At 37.4% G+C, this 15,919-nt stretch carries 13 protein-coding genes; 11 read left to right on the top strand and 2 right to left on the bottom strand.

Translation table 11 applies throughout. The features are described from left to right. The first annotated feature begins 134 nt into the window (after positions 1 to 134). The gene (locus KBP50_RS21830) at positions 135 to 356 is read left to right on the top strand and encodes a hypothetical protein (RefSeq protein WP_050350605.1); all 222 of its coding nucleotides are present in this window, start codon (positions 135 to 137) and stop codon (positions 354 to 356) included. A gap of 476 nt (positions 357 to 832) precedes the next feature. Here the strand turns inward: KBP50_RS21830 and modA are convergent, their stop codons facing one another. After that, positions 833 to 1,621 carry a molybdate ABC transporter substrate-binding protein gene (gene modA, locus KBP50_RS21825; protein ID WP_050350606.1) on the bottom strand — a complete coding sequence of 263 codons (789 nt, stop codon included), beginning with the start codon at positions 1,619 to 1,621 and terminating at the stop codon, positions 833 to 835. A gap of 76 nt (positions 1,622 to 1,697) precedes the next feature. Then, entirely contained in the window at positions 1,698 to 2,183 is a 486-nt protein-coding gene (locus KBP50_RS21820) for a DUF1189 family protein (RefSeq protein ID WP_050350607.1), read from the bottom strand. 446 nt (positions 2,184 to 2,629) lie between these two features. On the opposite strand from KBP50_RS21820, the gene KBP50_RS21815 reads away from it, so the two are divergent. From KBP50_RS21815 to KBP50_RS21770, 10 genes are all read left to right on the top strand, one after another. Further along, a complete protein-coding gene (locus tag KBP50_RS21815; protein ID WP_050350608.1) occupies positions 2,630 to 3,571 on the top strand; it encodes a YybS family protein in 942 nt (313 codons plus the stop codon). 106 nt (positions 3,572 to 3,677) lie between these two features. Then, a complete protein-coding gene (locus KBP50_RS21810; protein ID WP_050350609.1) occupies positions 3,678 to 5,648 on the top strand; it encodes a DHH family phosphoesterase in 1,971 nt (656 codons plus the stop codon). Continuing rightward, on the top strand, positions 5,645 to 6,091 hold the full coding sequence (gene rplI / locus KBP50_RS21805) for a 50S ribosomal protein L9 (protein WP_050350610.1): 447 nt from the start codon (positions 5,645 to 5,647) through the stop codon (positions 6,089 to 6,091). The genes KBP50_RS21810 and rplI overlap by 4 nt, the downstream gene beginning before the upstream one ends. 113 nt (positions 6,092 to 6,204) lie before the next feature. Then, the gene (gene dnaB / locus KBP50_RS21800; RefSeq protein ID WP_050350611.1) at positions 6,205 to 7,563 is read left to right on the top strand and encodes a replicative DNA helicase; all 1,359 of its coding nucleotides are present in this window, start codon (positions 6,205 to 6,207) and stop codon (positions 7,561 to 7,563) included. A gap of 608 nt (positions 7,564 to 8,171) precedes the next feature. Continuing rightward, positions 8,172 to 9,458: an adenylosuccinate synthase gene (locus tag KBP50_RS21795; protein ID WP_050350612.1), complete on the top strand. Its 1,287-nt coding sequence runs from the start codon at positions 8,172 to 8,174 to the stop codon at positions 9,456 to 9,458. Between the two features lie 739 nt (positions 9,459 to 10,197). Continuing rightward, on the top strand, positions 10,198 to 10,902 hold the full coding sequence (gene yycF / locus KBP50_RS21790; protein WP_050350613.1) for a response regulator YycF: 705 nt from the start codon (positions 10,198 to 10,200) through the stop codon (positions 10,900 to 10,902). A gap of 9 nt (positions 10,903 to 10,911) precedes the next feature. Beyond that, a complete protein-coding gene (gene walK, locus KBP50_RS21785) occupies positions 10,912 to 12,744 on the top strand; it encodes a cell wall metabolism sensor histidine kinase WalK (RefSeq protein ID WP_050350614.1) in 1,833 nt (610 codons plus the stop codon). Continuing rightward, positions 12,744 to 14,087 (top strand): YycH family regulatory protein, encoded by a 1,344-nt coding sequence (locus KBP50_RS21780; protein ID WP_050350615.1) that lies wholly within the window; start codon positions 12,744 to 12,746, stop codon positions 14,085 to 14,087. The genes walK and KBP50_RS21780 overlap by 1 nt, the downstream gene beginning before the upstream one ends. Positions 14,088 to 14,090: 3 nt before the next feature. After that, a complete protein-coding gene (locus KBP50_RS21775; RefSeq protein WP_050350616.1) occupies positions 14,091 to 15,035 on the top strand; it encodes a two-component system regulatory protein YycI in 945 nt (314 codons plus the stop codon). Continuing rightward, positions 15,032 to 15,817, top strand: coding sequence for an MBL fold metallo-hydrolase (locus KBP50_RS21770; protein WP_050350617.1), 786 nt, complete (start codon positions 15,032 to 15,034; stop codon positions 15,815 to 15,817). The genes KBP50_RS21775 and KBP50_RS21770 overlap by 4 nt, the downstream gene beginning before the upstream one ends. The last annotated feature ends 102 nt before the right edge of the window (positions 15,818 to 15,919 follow it).

Below are 15,919 nucleotides of genomic sequence, written 5' to 3'. Positions count from 1 at the left end.
GGAAATAGCGAAAATAACACATATTCTAGCTTTGCCATTACCTGATTAGAAGGTTTACTACAAAGGATCAATTTAATGACAACGTTAAAGAGAATTGATCCCTGTATTCTGCATGTTCTGGTTGGAAAACAGATTTGCTAGATAAGGAGGGCATATTCACTCCTTCTAGCAGCTCTGTTATAGGGACCATCGTTTATGATCCAGATATAACAACTCCATTCTTAGATCTAGTTGATATGATAGAGCCAATTGCTACTGGATTTGACTTAATGGGTGGGATAATTCAAAACAAAAAAACCTTATGTTATATGTTACTCAACCAGAAAAGGAACTGTAATGGAGATCAATCCATTTGAGAGTAAAGATTACTCCCCTAATTTTACAAGGATTAAATTCCCCTACTTGTATTAGGTTTAGCCCAGATTATAAAGAAGCTTATGTTTGTAGTTCATTCACAGGTTCTATTTGGAGATTTTATGATTTTGATTGATACTCGTTTTCAAAAATAGCCTATGTCCATATTTTTATATAGCAGAGGCTATTTTTTATGGCACATTGTAATATTAAGTGCAATAGCTAAAATGGTGGCTAAAATAAAACAAGCCCATAACAGTGTTGTGTAAAATGTAAGTAAGAGCCCATCGACACATATACAGAGATACTGTTATAGCTACAATTTGAAAAAGAACATAGAAAGGGTTTTAATCACCCACCCCAACATTTGACATAGGAACCGCTTGAATAAACTTGAAAAAACAACGTAGTGATGCAGAGTCGTTTTATTCCATATAATTAATGAATGTAAGTAAATAACGTCGATTAGAAGTATAGACTATTCCACAAATCCATACTCTTTAAAAGTTTTCGCAGCCTGTTTGGATGATAGAAAATCCGTTAATACTTTTGCATCATGATGATTCGTACTATATGAAGTAATCCCTGTTTCATAAATAATGGGTGGATGAAGCGTTTTGTCTATCTCATGGACAATGTTCACTTGTTCATTTTCATAGGCGTCAGAGGCATAGACAACGCCAAGTGCTCGTTTATGTTCGTTTACATGATTGATGATATCCGCTATATCTTTGACATCGATCGTTTTATTTTTTAGTTTATCCCATAGATTTATTTCGCTTGATTGAAAAGCTTTTTGAGCATAATCACCAGCTGTAACATTCACTGGGTCGCCTAAAACCAGTTTTTCAAAAGATTTCTGTTGTAGATCTTTCAAATTTGATAGTTGTAGTTTGTTTGTCGGATGCGAAATCAGAACAAGTCGATTATGGGCAAAGCTTTCTTGTGACTTTTTAACGATTAACCCCTCTTTTTCTAGTGTATCGGTCCACTCTTTATTTGCAGATAAGAACAGGTCAACAGGCGCACCTTGTTGAATATTACCTGCTAGTTGTCCAGAGCTTGCAAATATGATATCCACCGATATTGTAGGTTGCTGTTCTTCAAAACGAGAAATTAGTTCTGGCAGGACATCTGTTAAGCTAGAATCAGCTGCTACGAGTATTTTATTTTGTTCAGCAGGCTTTTCGAATAGTTGTTCTTCATCAGACATAGAGCACCCTGATAATAAAACTATGCTGATGCAAAAGGTAAAAATATGCTTCATGTAAGTCCTCCTAGTGCTATTATTCATCCTTATTTCGTAACTACTCTAATTAACTCTCCTGCGCTTTGTTTGTGCTTTATTTTTTACGGCGCTTTGGATACACAGAAATAATGAAAAAAAGAAACAGCAATGAATAAGCACAGAACAGAAATAAAAAACGGTCTTGGATGGAAAAAAAGAGTCCGATAAGTGCATACAACAGAAAAGGTATCGTTGTTGTAAAAACAGTCATTTTCCATAGAATAGCGAATTTTAATTTTCGATCCATTAATTTTGCCAGAAGTGTTCCAATACCTGCAATAATAGATAGCAGTGCAAATACCATGATGGATAAAGGCAAATAATGAAAGATAAAATAGTAAATAATCTTAAAGAAGAGGTTTAATTGTTCAGCCACTCCATCACCAGCCAGTACATACTGCACAAAGGAAGGAATGGATACAAGTAAATTGAGAAACAACATGTAGATGATCGCGATATCCATCCCAATACGATTAAGCTGGAATATTGCGTTCTTTTTAGGCAATTTGATACTATGAGCAAATGCATGAAAAAATACCATTACCGTCATCCTTATCTTTATTTCTAAATCTATTATAGTAGAAATAAAGAATAATTGCCTTGTTAGCGGATTGAAAAGAAATAATATCTTAATAAGTAGACGTGTTTGTTACGTTCTTTACTCAATATAATGATGAATTTCTATATATATAAAGAATAGCTCCCAATAAATAAAATGATGATGTGTACAAAAAGTTACCATCCATCATTTTCTCAACCACTTCTTCGATGCCAATTCTCGTTACAATGAGGTTTGCAAAAAAGATCTAATTTTGTTACTGACCAAGGATCTTTATTAAAGTAAGCAATCTTGTTAAAGTTCCTATGATATATTTATATTATTACCCGGGAAATATTTTTTCTATGCTTTTCGACAACTATTCGGGTGGAAAACATGTTATCATATTAGAATGGAATAGTAACAACCTAAGGTAGATGAGGTGCAAAATGAATCAATCAAAAAAACAAGTAGACGGTGCTATGTTTACCGCTCTATTCATTATTATATTGTTAACGGGAATCTTTATTCCCTTTTTAACACCCATCACTATCTTTATACTACCACTTCCTTTCGTTCTGTATACAGCAAGACATGGTTGGAAGCCAGCTTTAATAATGGCCGTTGCAGCTATTCTTTTGTCGATACTGCTGGGAACGATTGTTACATTACCGTTTGCTGTTCCTGCAGTAATTGGTGGTATAATGATTGGTGAAGCAATTCATAAGAACATATCTGCTTATGAAACTTGGGCAAGAGGAACATTCGGGTATATCATTGGACTATTATTTGCTTTTGTGTTTATTCAGCTTGTTCTACAAGTAAATATAGTCGAAGAGTTTCAACAAGTGATGGACGAATCCTTAGCGAGGTCAACAAGCATTATGGAGCAGTTTGGTAATCCTGAACAAGCAGATGTGGTTAAGGAAACGATGGAGCAATTATTAGAAGGACTGACTAACTTACTTCCGTTTTATCTTTTAATAGCGTCGGTTTTCCAAGCATTAATCAGCCAATGGATTTCTTATAAAGTGATGAATCGGATAGAAAAAAGGGAATTACGCTTTCCGCCTTTTCGATCATTACGTTTTCCTTCTAGCACCTTGTTTATTTATCTTTTTGTTCTCCTTGCAGCTTTTATGATTACAGACACAGATAGTGGAACATTAACGATGGCTATTCAAAATTTACTAGTCATTGCACAAATGGTTTTGACAATTCAAGGATTTTCCTTTTTATTTTTCTATACACATTATAAAAAAATGTCAAAAGCATTTCCGATTATATTTGTCGTCATTGTATTTCTAATGCCAACATTTATGTTTATCATTCGATTTATTGGTATTCTTGATATCGGAATGAATTTAAGGGAACGGCTGGGACAGAAATAACCATATTACAGCAAAGGTGAATAAGTTCCTTAATGGCAAACCGTTATTGTGGAAGGATATATGAAGAAATATAAAAATAAGTGTTGCACAGTAGGAGCTGAATGTGATGCCCGATAAGCAGAAAAAGCCGACACTACGAAATCATGTATGGTTTATTTACGCGTTATCCATCATTTTGCTGGTGTTTATTTGGTATTTTCAATGGGTGCTGGGAACTATTATGACTGTATTATTAGCTGTGTCGTTATATTACAGCATTCGTTCGGAGCAAGCTTTGCAGGATCAGGCAGAAAAGTATATCACAACATTATCATATCGAGTTAAAAAGGTCGGCGAAGAAGCATTATTGGAAATGCCATTTGGAATTATTTTATTTAATGATGATTTTAAAATTGAATGGGCAAACCCATACATGAACCGTTTTGATGATGGCAGTTTAGTCGGCGATTCGCTGCATAAATTATCTGAGGATTTAATTCCAATGATTAAAGAAAACAAAGAAAAAATTTGGTTTGAATTACAAGGTTTTGTGTTTGAGACCGTCGTCAAAAAGGAAGAGCGTCTGCTTTATTTATTTGATCGCACGGAACAATCAGAATTACAAGCGCAATATCGTAATGAACAAACTGTACTTGGGTTTATTTTTCTTGACAATTATGAAGAAATTACCCAAAACATGGATGATACAAATAAAAGCCAGCTGAATTCGCAGGTTACTTCAGTATTAAATAAATGGTCAAAGCATCATGGACTTTATTTAAAACGAACTTCCCAGGAGCGCTTTTTGGCGGTTGGTACAAAGCAAATATTGGCAAATTTAGAGAAAGCAAAATTTGAAATTTTAGATGAAGTGCGTGCATTAAGTGGAGAACGCAACACACCTGTCACACTAAGTATTGGGATTGGCGCTGGTGACGTTGATCTTCCCACCCTTGGTGAATTAGCGCAATCCAGCCTTGACCTTGCATTAGGGCGAGGTGGCGATCAAGTAGCCATTAAGGACGAATCTGGAAAAGTTCGCTTTTATGGGGGGAAAACAAACCCAATGGAAAAGCGAACAAGAGTGAGAGCAAGAGTGATTTCCCATGCTTTAAAAGAATTAATCCGAGCAAGTGATAATGTGATAATCATGGGACATAAAGCCCCGGATATGGATTCGATAGGTGCTGCCATTGGGATCTTAAACATTGCGCTTGCAAATGATGTAGAAGGGTATATTGTTTTTGATCCAAATGATATTGATACAGGTGTATATCGTTTAGTCGATAAAATTAAGCAAGATGAGGAAATTTGGCATTATTTTGTTGAACCGGATGAGGCGCAATCCATTGTAAATAACCGTAGCTTAGTAGTTGTTGTCGATACACACCGTCCATCCATGGTTGCGAATGAAGCCCTGCTACAAAAAACGGACTATAAAGTAGTAATCGACCATCACCGTCGTGGCGAAGATTTTATTGATAACCCGACTTTAGTGTATATGGAACCATATGCTTCTTCTACCGCTGAACTGGTGACAGAGCTACTGGAGTATCAACCGAAGAAGCTAAAATTACGCATGCTGGAAGCGACGGCTTTATTAGCTGGGATTATTGTTGATACGAAAAGCTTTACATTACGGACAGGTTCAAGAACATTTGATGCTGCATCTTATTTACGAGCGAAGGGTGCAGATACTGTACTTGTCCAAGAACTGTTGAAAGAGGATATCGATGTATACGTGGAGCGAAGTAAATTAATTGAACGAGCAGAATTGTATCGTAACCAAATTGCAATAGCGAAGGCAAAGGAAGGGCAAGTGCATGGTCCTGTACTCATTGCTCAGACAGCCGACATTCTATTAACCATGAGTGGGATAGCTGCCTCTTTCGTTATTTCGGAGCGTAAGGATGGCAGGATAGGGATTAGCGCGCGTTCATTAGGAGATATCAATGTTCAAGTAATTATGGAAAAAATGAATGGTGGCGGTCATTTAACCAATGCCGCAACACAAATGGAAGATACAACGATTGACGAAGCGGAACAGTTATTAAAAGAGATTTTAGATGAATATTATGAGGGGAGCGAATCAGAATGAAAGTGATATTTCTTAAAGATGTAAAAGGAAAAGGGAAAAAAGGCGATGTGAAAAACGTTTCCGATGGTTATGCACGTAATTATTTGTTGAAAAATAACTTAGCTCAGGAAGCAACACCGGCAAATTTAAAAGCTTTAGAAGCAAAGAAGAAAAAACAGAAGCAATTAGAACAGGAAGAAAAAGAAGAAGCGATCAACTTAAAAGACAAATTGGCTGATTTAACAGTAGAATTAACTGCTAAATCAGGTGACGGTGGTCGTTTGTTTGGTTCAATTACTAGCAAACAGATTTCAGAGGCATTAGAAAAAAATCATGGCTATAAGATTGACAAACGAAAAATTGAGTTAGAGTCACCAATCAGGTCTTTAGGCTATACGAATGTACCAGTAAAACTGCACCCTGAAGTATCTGGTTCGATAAAAGTACATGTTACTGAAAAATAATCATTTTAGTTTGCAACAACATTGCCAACTTATTGAAGATCCCTTAATAAGGAAGCACAAATGCCCTCATTTGTGCTTCTCTACTGCTATCTGTACTAAAGGGGGGACTACACATGAATAACCAGATAGATCGCACCCCGCCACATAATCTTGAAGCGGAACAATCCATTATTGGAGCAATATTTATTGATCCAGAAGCATTTACTACAGCGTCTGAAATACTACTTCCAGAAGATTTCTATAAAGCCGGGCATCAACGTATTTTTTCCAGTATGATGGCACTATCTGATCGGGGTGAGCCCATAGACGTTGTAACCGTGACGGCTTATTTACACAATGCCAATCAATTAGATGAAGTAGGCGGTGTTCAATATCTATCGCAAGTAGCAGAGAGTGTGCCGACCTCAGCAAATATTGGTTATTATTGCCGTATTGTAGAAGAAAAGGCATTACTGCGGAGATTGATTCGTTCGGCTACAGATATTGTAACGTCAAGTTTCGAACGGCAGGATGAAGTAGAGGATGTATTAAACGAAGCTGAGAAAACAATACTTGATGTCTCCGGTAAAAAAAATTCCGGTGCATTTAAGAATATTAAAGATGTTTTAATTGAAGTATACGATAAGATTGAACAGTTACACCATCAAAGCGGCGATGTAACAGGAATTCCTACAGGGTTCCGCGATTTAGATCGAATTACTTCTGGGTTTCAGCGCAATGACTTAATCATTATTGCTGCACGTCCTTCTGTAGGTAAGACAGCCTTTGCATTGAATGTAGCTCAGAATGTAGCCGTAAACACAGATGAGAATGTAGCTATTTTTAGTTTAGAGATGGGAGCAGATCAGCTTGTACAACGGATGCTTTGTGCTGAAGGAAATATTGACGCACAGCGACTTCGTAACGGACAATTACAAGCAGATGACTGGAGTAAGCTGACGATGGCAATGGGTAGTTTATCCAATGCGGGAATTTATATTGATGATACGCCGGGTATCCGGGTTGCCGATATTCGCTCCAAATGTCGAAGGCTAAAGCAGGAGCATGGTTTAGGAATGATATTAATCGATTATTTACAGCTTATTCAAGGGAGCGTAAATTCCAAAGAAAACAGGCAACAAGAGGTATCAGAAATATCTCGTTCCTTAAAAGGTCTAGCAAGAGAATTAAATGTTCCATTGATTGCTTTATCACAGCTTTCTCGTGGAGTAGAATCACGGCAGGACAAGCGTCCAATGATGTCTGACTTGCGTGAATCCGGAAGTATTGAACAAGATGCGGATATTGTCGGATTTTTATATCGTGATGACTATTATGATTCGGAATCCGAAAAACAAAATATAATTGAAATTATTATATCGAAACAACGTAACGGTCCTGTAGGTACAGTCGATTTAGCATTTGTGAAAGAGTATAATAAATTCGTTGATTTGGATCATCGTTATTCAGATAGCGATATCCCTCCCGCATAGTAGAGCAGCCTTTTGTATCAAGGCTGTTTTTTATTTGTATAGAAAAACTAAGAAAACTATAAAATGAGGTGCTTATGGATAAAGAAATAACCGACTTAGTCACGTCCGGCGCAAGCGCCCAGCAACGATGCGACTTTAGAAATGCGCCCTACGATAAGGCCTCATCGAATCGTCACGAAAAGGAGGACCGACTAAAAACGGGCTTGCCGCCCAGACGTCGGCATACCCCAGTTTTAGTGGCATGATTCCTTATCTTTAGTTGATTCGTTCCATTCACTACGTTGCTAAGCGGGCGCTTGCGTCTTTGTTTTGTTCTTGGTTAATATGAACAGAATTGGGCATTCGCTTGCAGTTGGGGATACATTTATCCCACTGGAAAGTAGGTCTTACTCCCAGTTGCATGCGGGATAGAATTGTCAATAATTGATAAACTAAATGTAAAGGGCCCATTTGTTAACGAATAATAAAACTAATAAACGAATAATATAACTAAAATTTCTATTAACGTTCGTGTTTTACATTGACTGGGTCGATCATTATTGGTAAAATGAGTCTTGTAATAAAACAAAAAGCAAATAATCACAGATTAAACTCAGTGGAGGTGCGCTATGTCCTCAGTAGTAGTAGTTGGAACGCAGTGGGGCGATGAAGGTAAAGGAAAGATTACCGATTTCTTATCGCAAAATGCAGAAGTTGTTGCGCGTTATCAAGGCGGTAACAATGCTGGTCATACCATTAAATTTGATGATATTACGTATAAACTACATTTAATCCCATCTGGCATATTTTTCAAAGAAAAAACATGCGTATTAGGAAACGGGATGGTTATTGATCCAAAGGCTTTTGTAGAAGAAGTAGCCTATTTACATGAGCGAAATGTGACGACAGATAACTTACGAATAAGTAATCGTGCGCATGTCATCCTTCCTTATCATTTAAAGCTGGATATTTTACAAGAAGAAGAAAAAGGCGACAACAAGATTGGGACAACAAAAAAAGGTATTGGACCTGCTTATATGGACAAAGCTGCACGTTGCGGTATTCGCATTGCTGATTTAATGGATAAAGATATATTTCGGAAAAAGCTGGAACAGAATTTACAAGAGAAAAACCGTTTGTTTGAAAAGGTCTATGAAGTAGAGCCGATGCATGTAGAAGATATCGTAGATGAGTATTACGCTTATGGTCAACAAATGGCTCCATATGTGTGTGATACATCCGTCGTACTTAACAATGCATTGGATGATGGGCGACGTGTCTTGTTTGAAGGTGCTCAAGGCGTTATGCTTGATATTGATCAAGGAACGTACCCATTTGTAACCTCTTCTAACCCGACTGCTGGTGGAGTGACAATAGGCTCAGGAGTTGGACCGACAAAGATTAATCATGTGGTTGGTGTTTCCAAAGCTTACACAACCCGGGTTGGTGATGGACCTTTTCCAACAGAACTGCATGATGTAATAGGGGATCAAATTCGTGAAATAGGACGCGAATATGGTACAACAACAGGGCGTGCCCGTCGTGTTGGTTGGTTTGATAGTGTAGTTGTTCGTCATGCCCGCCGCGTTAGTGGGATTACCGACTTATCTTTAAACTCTATTGATGTGTTAACTGGAATCGAAACATTAAAAATTTGTGCCGCTTATCGTTATAAAGGCGAAATGATGCACGAATTTCCAGCAAGTTTAGCGGTATTAGCTGAATGTGAACCAGTCTATGAAGAAATGCCTGGCTGGACAGAAGATATTACAGGTGTGAAAAGCTTGCATGAATTACCTGCAAACGCAAGACATTATTTGGAGCGTATTTCTCAATTAACAGGAATTCCTGTTTCCATATTTTCTGTTGGTCCAGATCGTTCCCAAACAAATGTAGTACGAAGCGTATATAGCTAAAAGGCTAAACAGGTTTTTCTATATACAAGCACAGAAGTTTAAACAGCATCTTCTGTGCTTTTTTGTATGTCTTGATAAACGAATACCTTCAAGTTAGACCTCATCAAACACAGTAGATAAAGGAACGAAGATAGGAGTAATGCGTACAACAGGTCATTCAACGGGGTGTATTTGCGTTTGGAAATATATAAAAATGACCAACTGCTAAATTCCATTAAACTACGTAAGAAGATAGTGGGGACATCAAGAGAAATTCGTCGGCACGGCGATATGTCTTTCTTTTGAGAACAGAGACGTACGTTAGATAAACTAGCTTTTTCAATCTACCATGCAATGATAGTGAGATCTGCTCTGAACATAGGGGGATAAGTGGACATTTCAGCCGAAAGCCATTTATTAAATAATCAGTAGGAATTTTTTAATATTCTTCATAGATAATGCTTTTCTGACAGTTTTAACGTAGATGTTATGGTTAAAACGAAACAAATCTTAGGTAATTAGAAATAATATTGGACTGGTATAAAGAGGAAGTCTCTTGAATCCGTTCTTTTTCTAGTATAAAATTGAGGTGTTAGATAACAATGAAGTAACAATCAACAGATGCCCCCATTTAACTGCAGCAATTATTTCCGCGAAATTCATGTAATAGTTATATTATCCACCGTAGTTATAGCAACAGACATTTATTACGTAGTACGATAAGATAGATATATTGGAATAAAAGAAGGATGTGGCAAAGATGAGTCAAAAAATATTAGTAGTGGACGATGAACAGCCAATTGCAGATATATTGAAATTCAATTTGGAAAAGGAAGGATATGAAGTCGTTGTAGCTTATGATGGAGATGAAGCCATTAAGTTAGCGACAGAGGAAAACCCTGATTTAGTTTTATTAGATATTATGTTACCAAATAAAGATGGCAATGAAGTTTGCCGAGAAATACGAAAAACGCAAACGATGCCAATAATTATGCTGACGGCGAAAGATTCGGAGATTGACAAAGTACTTGGACTTGAATTGGGAGCAGACGATTATGTAACGAAGCCATTTAGCAATCGGGAATTAATTGCCCGCGTAAAAGCAAATTTGCGCAGGCAGCAGGTTGTACCTGAGGATACAACGAAGGCTACCAAGGATATTGAGATTGGCTCGTTAGTGATTCATCCGGATGCTTATGTTGTCTCTCGTAATGGTGAACAGATTGAACTAACACATCGTGAATTTGAATTGTTGCATTATCTTGCTCGCCATATGGGACAAGTTATGACACGTGAGCATTTGTTGGAAACCGTATGGGGGTATGACTACTTTGGTGATGTCCGTACAGTCGATGTTACGGTACGAAGGCTGCGCGAGAAAATTGAAGAAACTCCAAGTAACCCCATGTGGATCGTTACACGTCGTGGGGTAGGTTATTATTTGCGAAATCCTGATCAGGAGTAGGTTTATTACATGAAAAAAGTCGGTTTTTTCCGTTCTATTCAACTAAAGTTTATTATTATTTATATTTTGTTATTGCTGGTAGCTATTCAGGTTATCGGCTCCTTTTTTACGACTGAATTGGAAAAGAATTTAGTGAACAGCTTTGAAGACTCGATTGGGTCACGGGTGGAATTACTTAGCTACAATTTGGAGAAAGCATTTAATCGGGAGCGTGATGAGAATAACCCAAACGAACCAACATTGGAAGAAGAAATTCAAAGCATTGTAGCAGAAATAGATGCACAGGATATTACGAGTCTGCAAGTTGTTAATAATCAAAGTAAAGTAGTGGCAACAAATGACTACAATTCTCGTGATGAAGTTGGTAAAAAAACGACGCGAGGGATTATTCAGCGAACACTGACAACCAATTCAACAGAAGAAAATAAAAATGTAAAAGGAAATGATCGGTTTTATGTGCTTGCTCATCCTATTGTAGATGAAAGAAACAGGGATATAGTTTTAGGTGTGATTTATTTAGAAGCATCTTTAGAGCCAGTTTATGATCAATTAATGAGCATTAACGAGATCTTTTTTCAAGGATCAGTATTAGCCATTACTGTATCTGCTTTTATTGGTATCTTAGTCGCAAGAACAATTACGAAACCGATTATTGAAATGCGGCGACAAGCTCAGAAAATGGCTAGAGGTGATTTTACCCAAAAGGTTAACGTATACGGATGGGACGAAATCGGTCATCTAGCTGAAACCTTTAATGATTTAAATAGTCAATTAAAGCATTCCTACGCAACGATCGAAGAAGAACGGAGAAAGCTGAGTTCTGTTTTATCCAATATGTCGGATGGTGTTGTTGCAACAGATAGTTCTGGAGCCATTACGTTAATGAATGAGGCGGCAGGGCGATTAATTGGTCATAATCCAGATGATGTGATCGGCTTGTTTTTATTAGATGTATTACATTTAGAAGAGAAAGTCGTTGATATCTCCGAAATACACAATAGTGGTTCCATGATTATTGACTTTGGGGATGATGAAGAGGACTTCATTATCCGAGCCAATTTTTCTACTGTACTAGATGAGGAAGGAGAAATCACCGGATTTATTACGGTTATCAGTGATGTAACGGAACAGGAAAAGGTGGAAGCAGAGCGGAGAGAATTTGTATCAAATGTATCACATGAGCTTAGGACGCCGCTTACAACAATGAAAAGCTATGTCGAAGCTTTAAATGATGGAGCGTGGGAAGATAAAGAAATTGCACCTAAATTTCTGAATGTAGTGCATAATGAGACCGAGCGAATGATCCGCATGGTCAATGATTTGCTACAGCTTTCTAAGATGGATGCGAAAGAATACCCACTGCTTAAGGAACGCGTTGAATTTGTAAGTTATTATCATCAAATTATTGACCGATTTGAAATGCAAATACCAAAGGGAATTCATTTGCAGCGGGAGTTGCCAAACGGCAGCTACTACGTGTGGATGGATAAGGATAAGATGACGCAAGTACTCGACAATATTATTACCAATGCGATCAAATATTCTCCTGAAGGTGGGACCATTAGGTTAAAAGCAGAATATAGACGCCACCATCTTTTAATCAGTATTCAAGATCAGGGAATGGGTATTGCGTATGATAAATTGGAAAAGATATTTGAACGCTTTTATCGTGCAGATAAAGCACGAACAAGAAAACTTGGTGGAACAGGACTTGGGTTAGCCATTGCTAAAGAACTTGTGGAAGCACACCATGGTCAAATTTGGGCGACAAGCAAAGAAGGTAAAGGAACAGTGGTTTACTTTACGCTTCCGCTTATGAATCAGAAGCGGAGAGGTGCATAATGAAGCTAGAAACGTTTAAATCCATTATATTAGTTTTATTAATCGGTCTTAGTCTGTTACTGACATTTGGTTTATGGAATTACCAATCCGAATTTGAAGAACTAGAAGACTTGGAAAATGTCAGTGAAACTAGCGTTGGTGGCAAACAGATGGAAACAAAAAGCAATGTAATTGAACCAAGTTCTATTATTTTTCACGCTGGTGAACAGCATTTAGGTTATAAAAATCCGCAAAAAAACAAGCAATTTTTTCTAGATATGCAAACATGGATATTTACAGACTTTAGTGTAAGAGAGTCAAACCGAAACCGGGCTCCAAAAGGGTATGATGCAGAAATTATTTTTCCAGATGCACTTCCGATTCAAATTGCCGCTAATCTGTTTCATTTTCCAGATACGGAAGAAATCGAAGCAACTTGGTCCTTTGATCGAATCTATTTATATCTGGACAAGGATACAGCTACGATTTCTGTACAGTTTCCATCAATAGATGGAAGACGACAAGCGATGGCTTCCTTAAATGATTCCGTGAACTATAATAAGCTTGAGAAACTATTTGCATCTCGTGAAGGCCTTACCGAGTATATATTAGTTAACGAAGATGAAAAAGAAGAAAACAATCAGAGAATTTTCATCCCTAGTAATACAGACGGTCTACAAAAGCGTTCGCTTATTGTTAACAAAATTCCTCCAGACTTATTTGTAAGGGCGTTATTTCCTAACCTTACAAGGGTGAGTCGCTCTGATAAAGGGGATAGAGGTATTGGAGAGTTTTATTTTGCAGATAGTGAGCGGGAGATGCGAATTCAGCATCATGAAACGAAACTAGAATTTTATAATCCAAACGCGGTTGGTAATCCCTCTGGTAGTGTCAATCCGGTTGAATTAATTGATCGTAGTATTTCAAGGGTGGATTCACACGATGGCTGGTTTGGGGACTATAGCTTATATGATTTAGATGCTGCTTCTAATCGTGTAATTTATCAAATGCGTTACAATGGATATCCTGTTCATAGCCGCAATGGACTTTCTTTTATCGAAATTCAATTTGAAGGGCAAGACATTTATCAATATAACCGCTCGTTATTGAAGCTAAGTAATGAAGTAAACACCGAAGAAGTCGATGTTCCTTCAGGAGAAAAAGTAATCCAATATGTAACCAATGAGTTATCTGACACATGGAGTATTGAACAGATTCAAAATATCCAATTAGGCTATGATTTTCAATATCAGACGGATAACTCCGTCATTTTAGAACCGACTTGGTTTATACAAATTAATGGAGAATGGAAAAGACTGTTCCCAGAACAAGATACTTCTGCTTCGCAACAGAGGGGGGATTAAGAGATGCAGTGGAGTCAAATTAAAACCTTATTTATTTTATGCTTCTTAATCCTCAACATTTATTTGTTTGTCGAATTTATGGATAAACAAGATAGTGTAGAATCTTACGACCGAACAAATCCGGATGATCCCACCGTGGAAGAAAAGCTGAAGCAGGAAAATATTAAGGTTAGTGATAAGCATGTAGATGTGTCGAAGGACACGTATATAAATATTGCTCCGAAAAAATTTACGGAAGCAGATTATCAAAAAATAGCTGCATTAAAGCAACAGGAAACAGAGGTCATTAATGAAACGCTTCTTGTATCTGTCTTTAAGGAGGCGATTCCATTACCAAAAGCATCAGATGCTGCGAATATTAGCCAGCTTGTAATGAGCTACACTGCTTTTCCCGATGACTATAAGTATTATGGCTGGGATAAGGATTCAAACGTGTTGTTATTCTTTCAGAAAAAAAAGGATCGGCCCATTTATTATAATCGTTACGGCTTGATGCTTGTTTTTCTAAATGATGATAATGAGATGATATTTTATACACAAACCATGTTAGGGAAAGAACAAAAGCAGGGGGAACCTAGCACACTTTATGAACCAATCAGTGCTATCGGTACTTTATTCAACCAAAATGAATTGTACCCAGAAGATAATGTCACCTCTGTAGAATATGGATACTATACACGTATTGCGTCTGATACAGGATCATCGCAAGTATTTGCGCCAACGTACAAAATAACGGTAAATAAAGAGCGAAATTACTTTGTGAATGCAGTTGAAGGGTATGTGAGTACTGGTGATGATACGAAATTTATTTCAGATACCATAAAGAGCTATAAGAGCCTAGTGCAACAGTTGAATAATGATGTAGAGTGGAAACAGGATTTGTTAGATGTTATGAATCGATTCATCGTGGAAGACAGTATAGAGGATAATCGGAGTGACTTTGAATGACTTTACGTTTTAGTGTATTAGCTTCAGGTAGTACAGGCAATGCATTTTATATTGAAACAGAGCGGGAAAAATTACTCGTTGATGCTGGGTTAAGTGGAAAGCAGATGGACCGGTTATTTGCAGGGATTGACATTGATCCGCGGCAGCTTTCAGGTATTTTAGTAACCCATGAACATAGTGATCATATAAAAGGCTTGGGCATTCTTGCTCGTAAATATCAATTGCCCATTTATGCAAATGAAAAAACATGGAAAGCGATGGAAAAATCGATTGGAAAAATATCTATCGATCAAAAATTTTATTTCCATATGGAGGAAGTAAAGACATTTGGTGATATGGATGTTGCATCCTTTGGTGTATCGCATGACGCGGTAGCACCAATGTTTTATACATTTCACCATCAAGGCAAGAAGGTAGCGCTGGTAACCGATTTAGGCTATGTATCGGACCGAATTAAGAAAACGGTCGAAGGGGCAGATGCATATATATTTGAAGCAAATCATGATGTAGGCATGCTGCGAATGGGGAAATATCCCTGGAATGTCAAGCGGAGAATACTCGGGGATTCCGGGCATATTTCTAATGAAGATTGTGGACTTGCCTTAGCGGATATTATTGATAATAATACCCAACGCATCTATTTAGCGCATTTAAGTTTAGATAATAATATGCGTGATCTGGCGAGAATGTCTGTGGATCAAGTTTTACAAGAACGGGGAATAGCTATCGATCTGTTAGATACGTATCATGATAAACCTACGCCACTTTTCGAGGTAAGCTAGTAAATTTGGTTATTTTTGCACGCATTCGGGGAATAATAAGAGACAATCATTTGTCAATCAGGAAGAGGATAATTTCCTATTTCGTAATTGATAAATTTAAAG

Origin of the sequence: Virgibacillus pantothenticus (genome assembly GCF_018075365.1) — a bacterium.
Taxonomy (GTDB): Bacteria; Bacillota; Bacilli; order Bacillales; family Amphibacillaceae; genus Virgibacillus; species Virgibacillus pantothenticus.
This window is presented reverse-complemented; position numbering and strand designations above follow the sequence as displayed.

Coding starts and splice junctions, on each gene's coding strand:
- modA (WP_050350606.1), bottom strand. CDS start 1,621: ATGAAGCATATTTTTACCTTTTGCATCAGCATAGTTTTATTATCAGGG.
- KBP50_RS21820 (WP_050350607.1), bottom strand. CDS start 2,183: ATGGTATTTTTTCATGCATTTGCTCATAGTATCAAATTGCCTAAAAAG.
- KBP50_RS21815 (WP_050350608.1), top strand. CDS start 2,630: ATGAATCAATCAAAAAAACAAGTAGACGGTGCTATGTTTACCGCTCTA.
- KBP50_RS21810 (WP_050350609.1), top strand. CDS start 3,678: ATGCCCGATAAGCAGAAAAAGCCGACACTACGAAATCATGTATGGTTT.
- rplI (WP_050350610.1), top strand. CDS start 5,645: ATGAAAGTGATATTTCTTAAAGATGTAAAAGGAAAAGGGAAAAAAGGC.
- dnaB (WP_050350611.1), top strand. CDS start 6,205: ATGAATAACCAGATAGATCGCACCCCGCCACATAATCTTGAAGCGGAA.
- KBP50_RS21795 (WP_050350612.1), top strand. CDS start 8,172: ATGTCCTCAGTAGTAGTAGTTGGAACGCAGTGGGGCGATGAAGGTAAA.
- yycF (WP_050350613.1), top strand. CDS start 10,198: ATGAGTCAAAAAATATTAGTAGTGGACGATGAACAGCCAATTGCAGAT.
- walK (WP_050350614.1), top strand. CDS start 10,912: ATGAAAAAAGTCGGTTTTTTCCGTTCTATTCAACTAAAGTTTATTATT.
- KBP50_RS21780 (WP_050350615.1), top strand. CDS start 12,744: ATGAAGCTAGAAACGTTTAAATCCATTATATTAGTTTTATTAATCGGT.
- KBP50_RS21775 (WP_050350616.1), top strand. CDS start 14,091: ATGCAGTGGAGTCAAATTAAAACCTTATTTATTTTATGCTTCTTAATC.
- KBP50_RS21770 (WP_050350617.1), top strand. CDS start 15,032: ATGACTTTACGTTTTAGTGTATTAGCTTCAGGTAGTACAGGCAATGCA.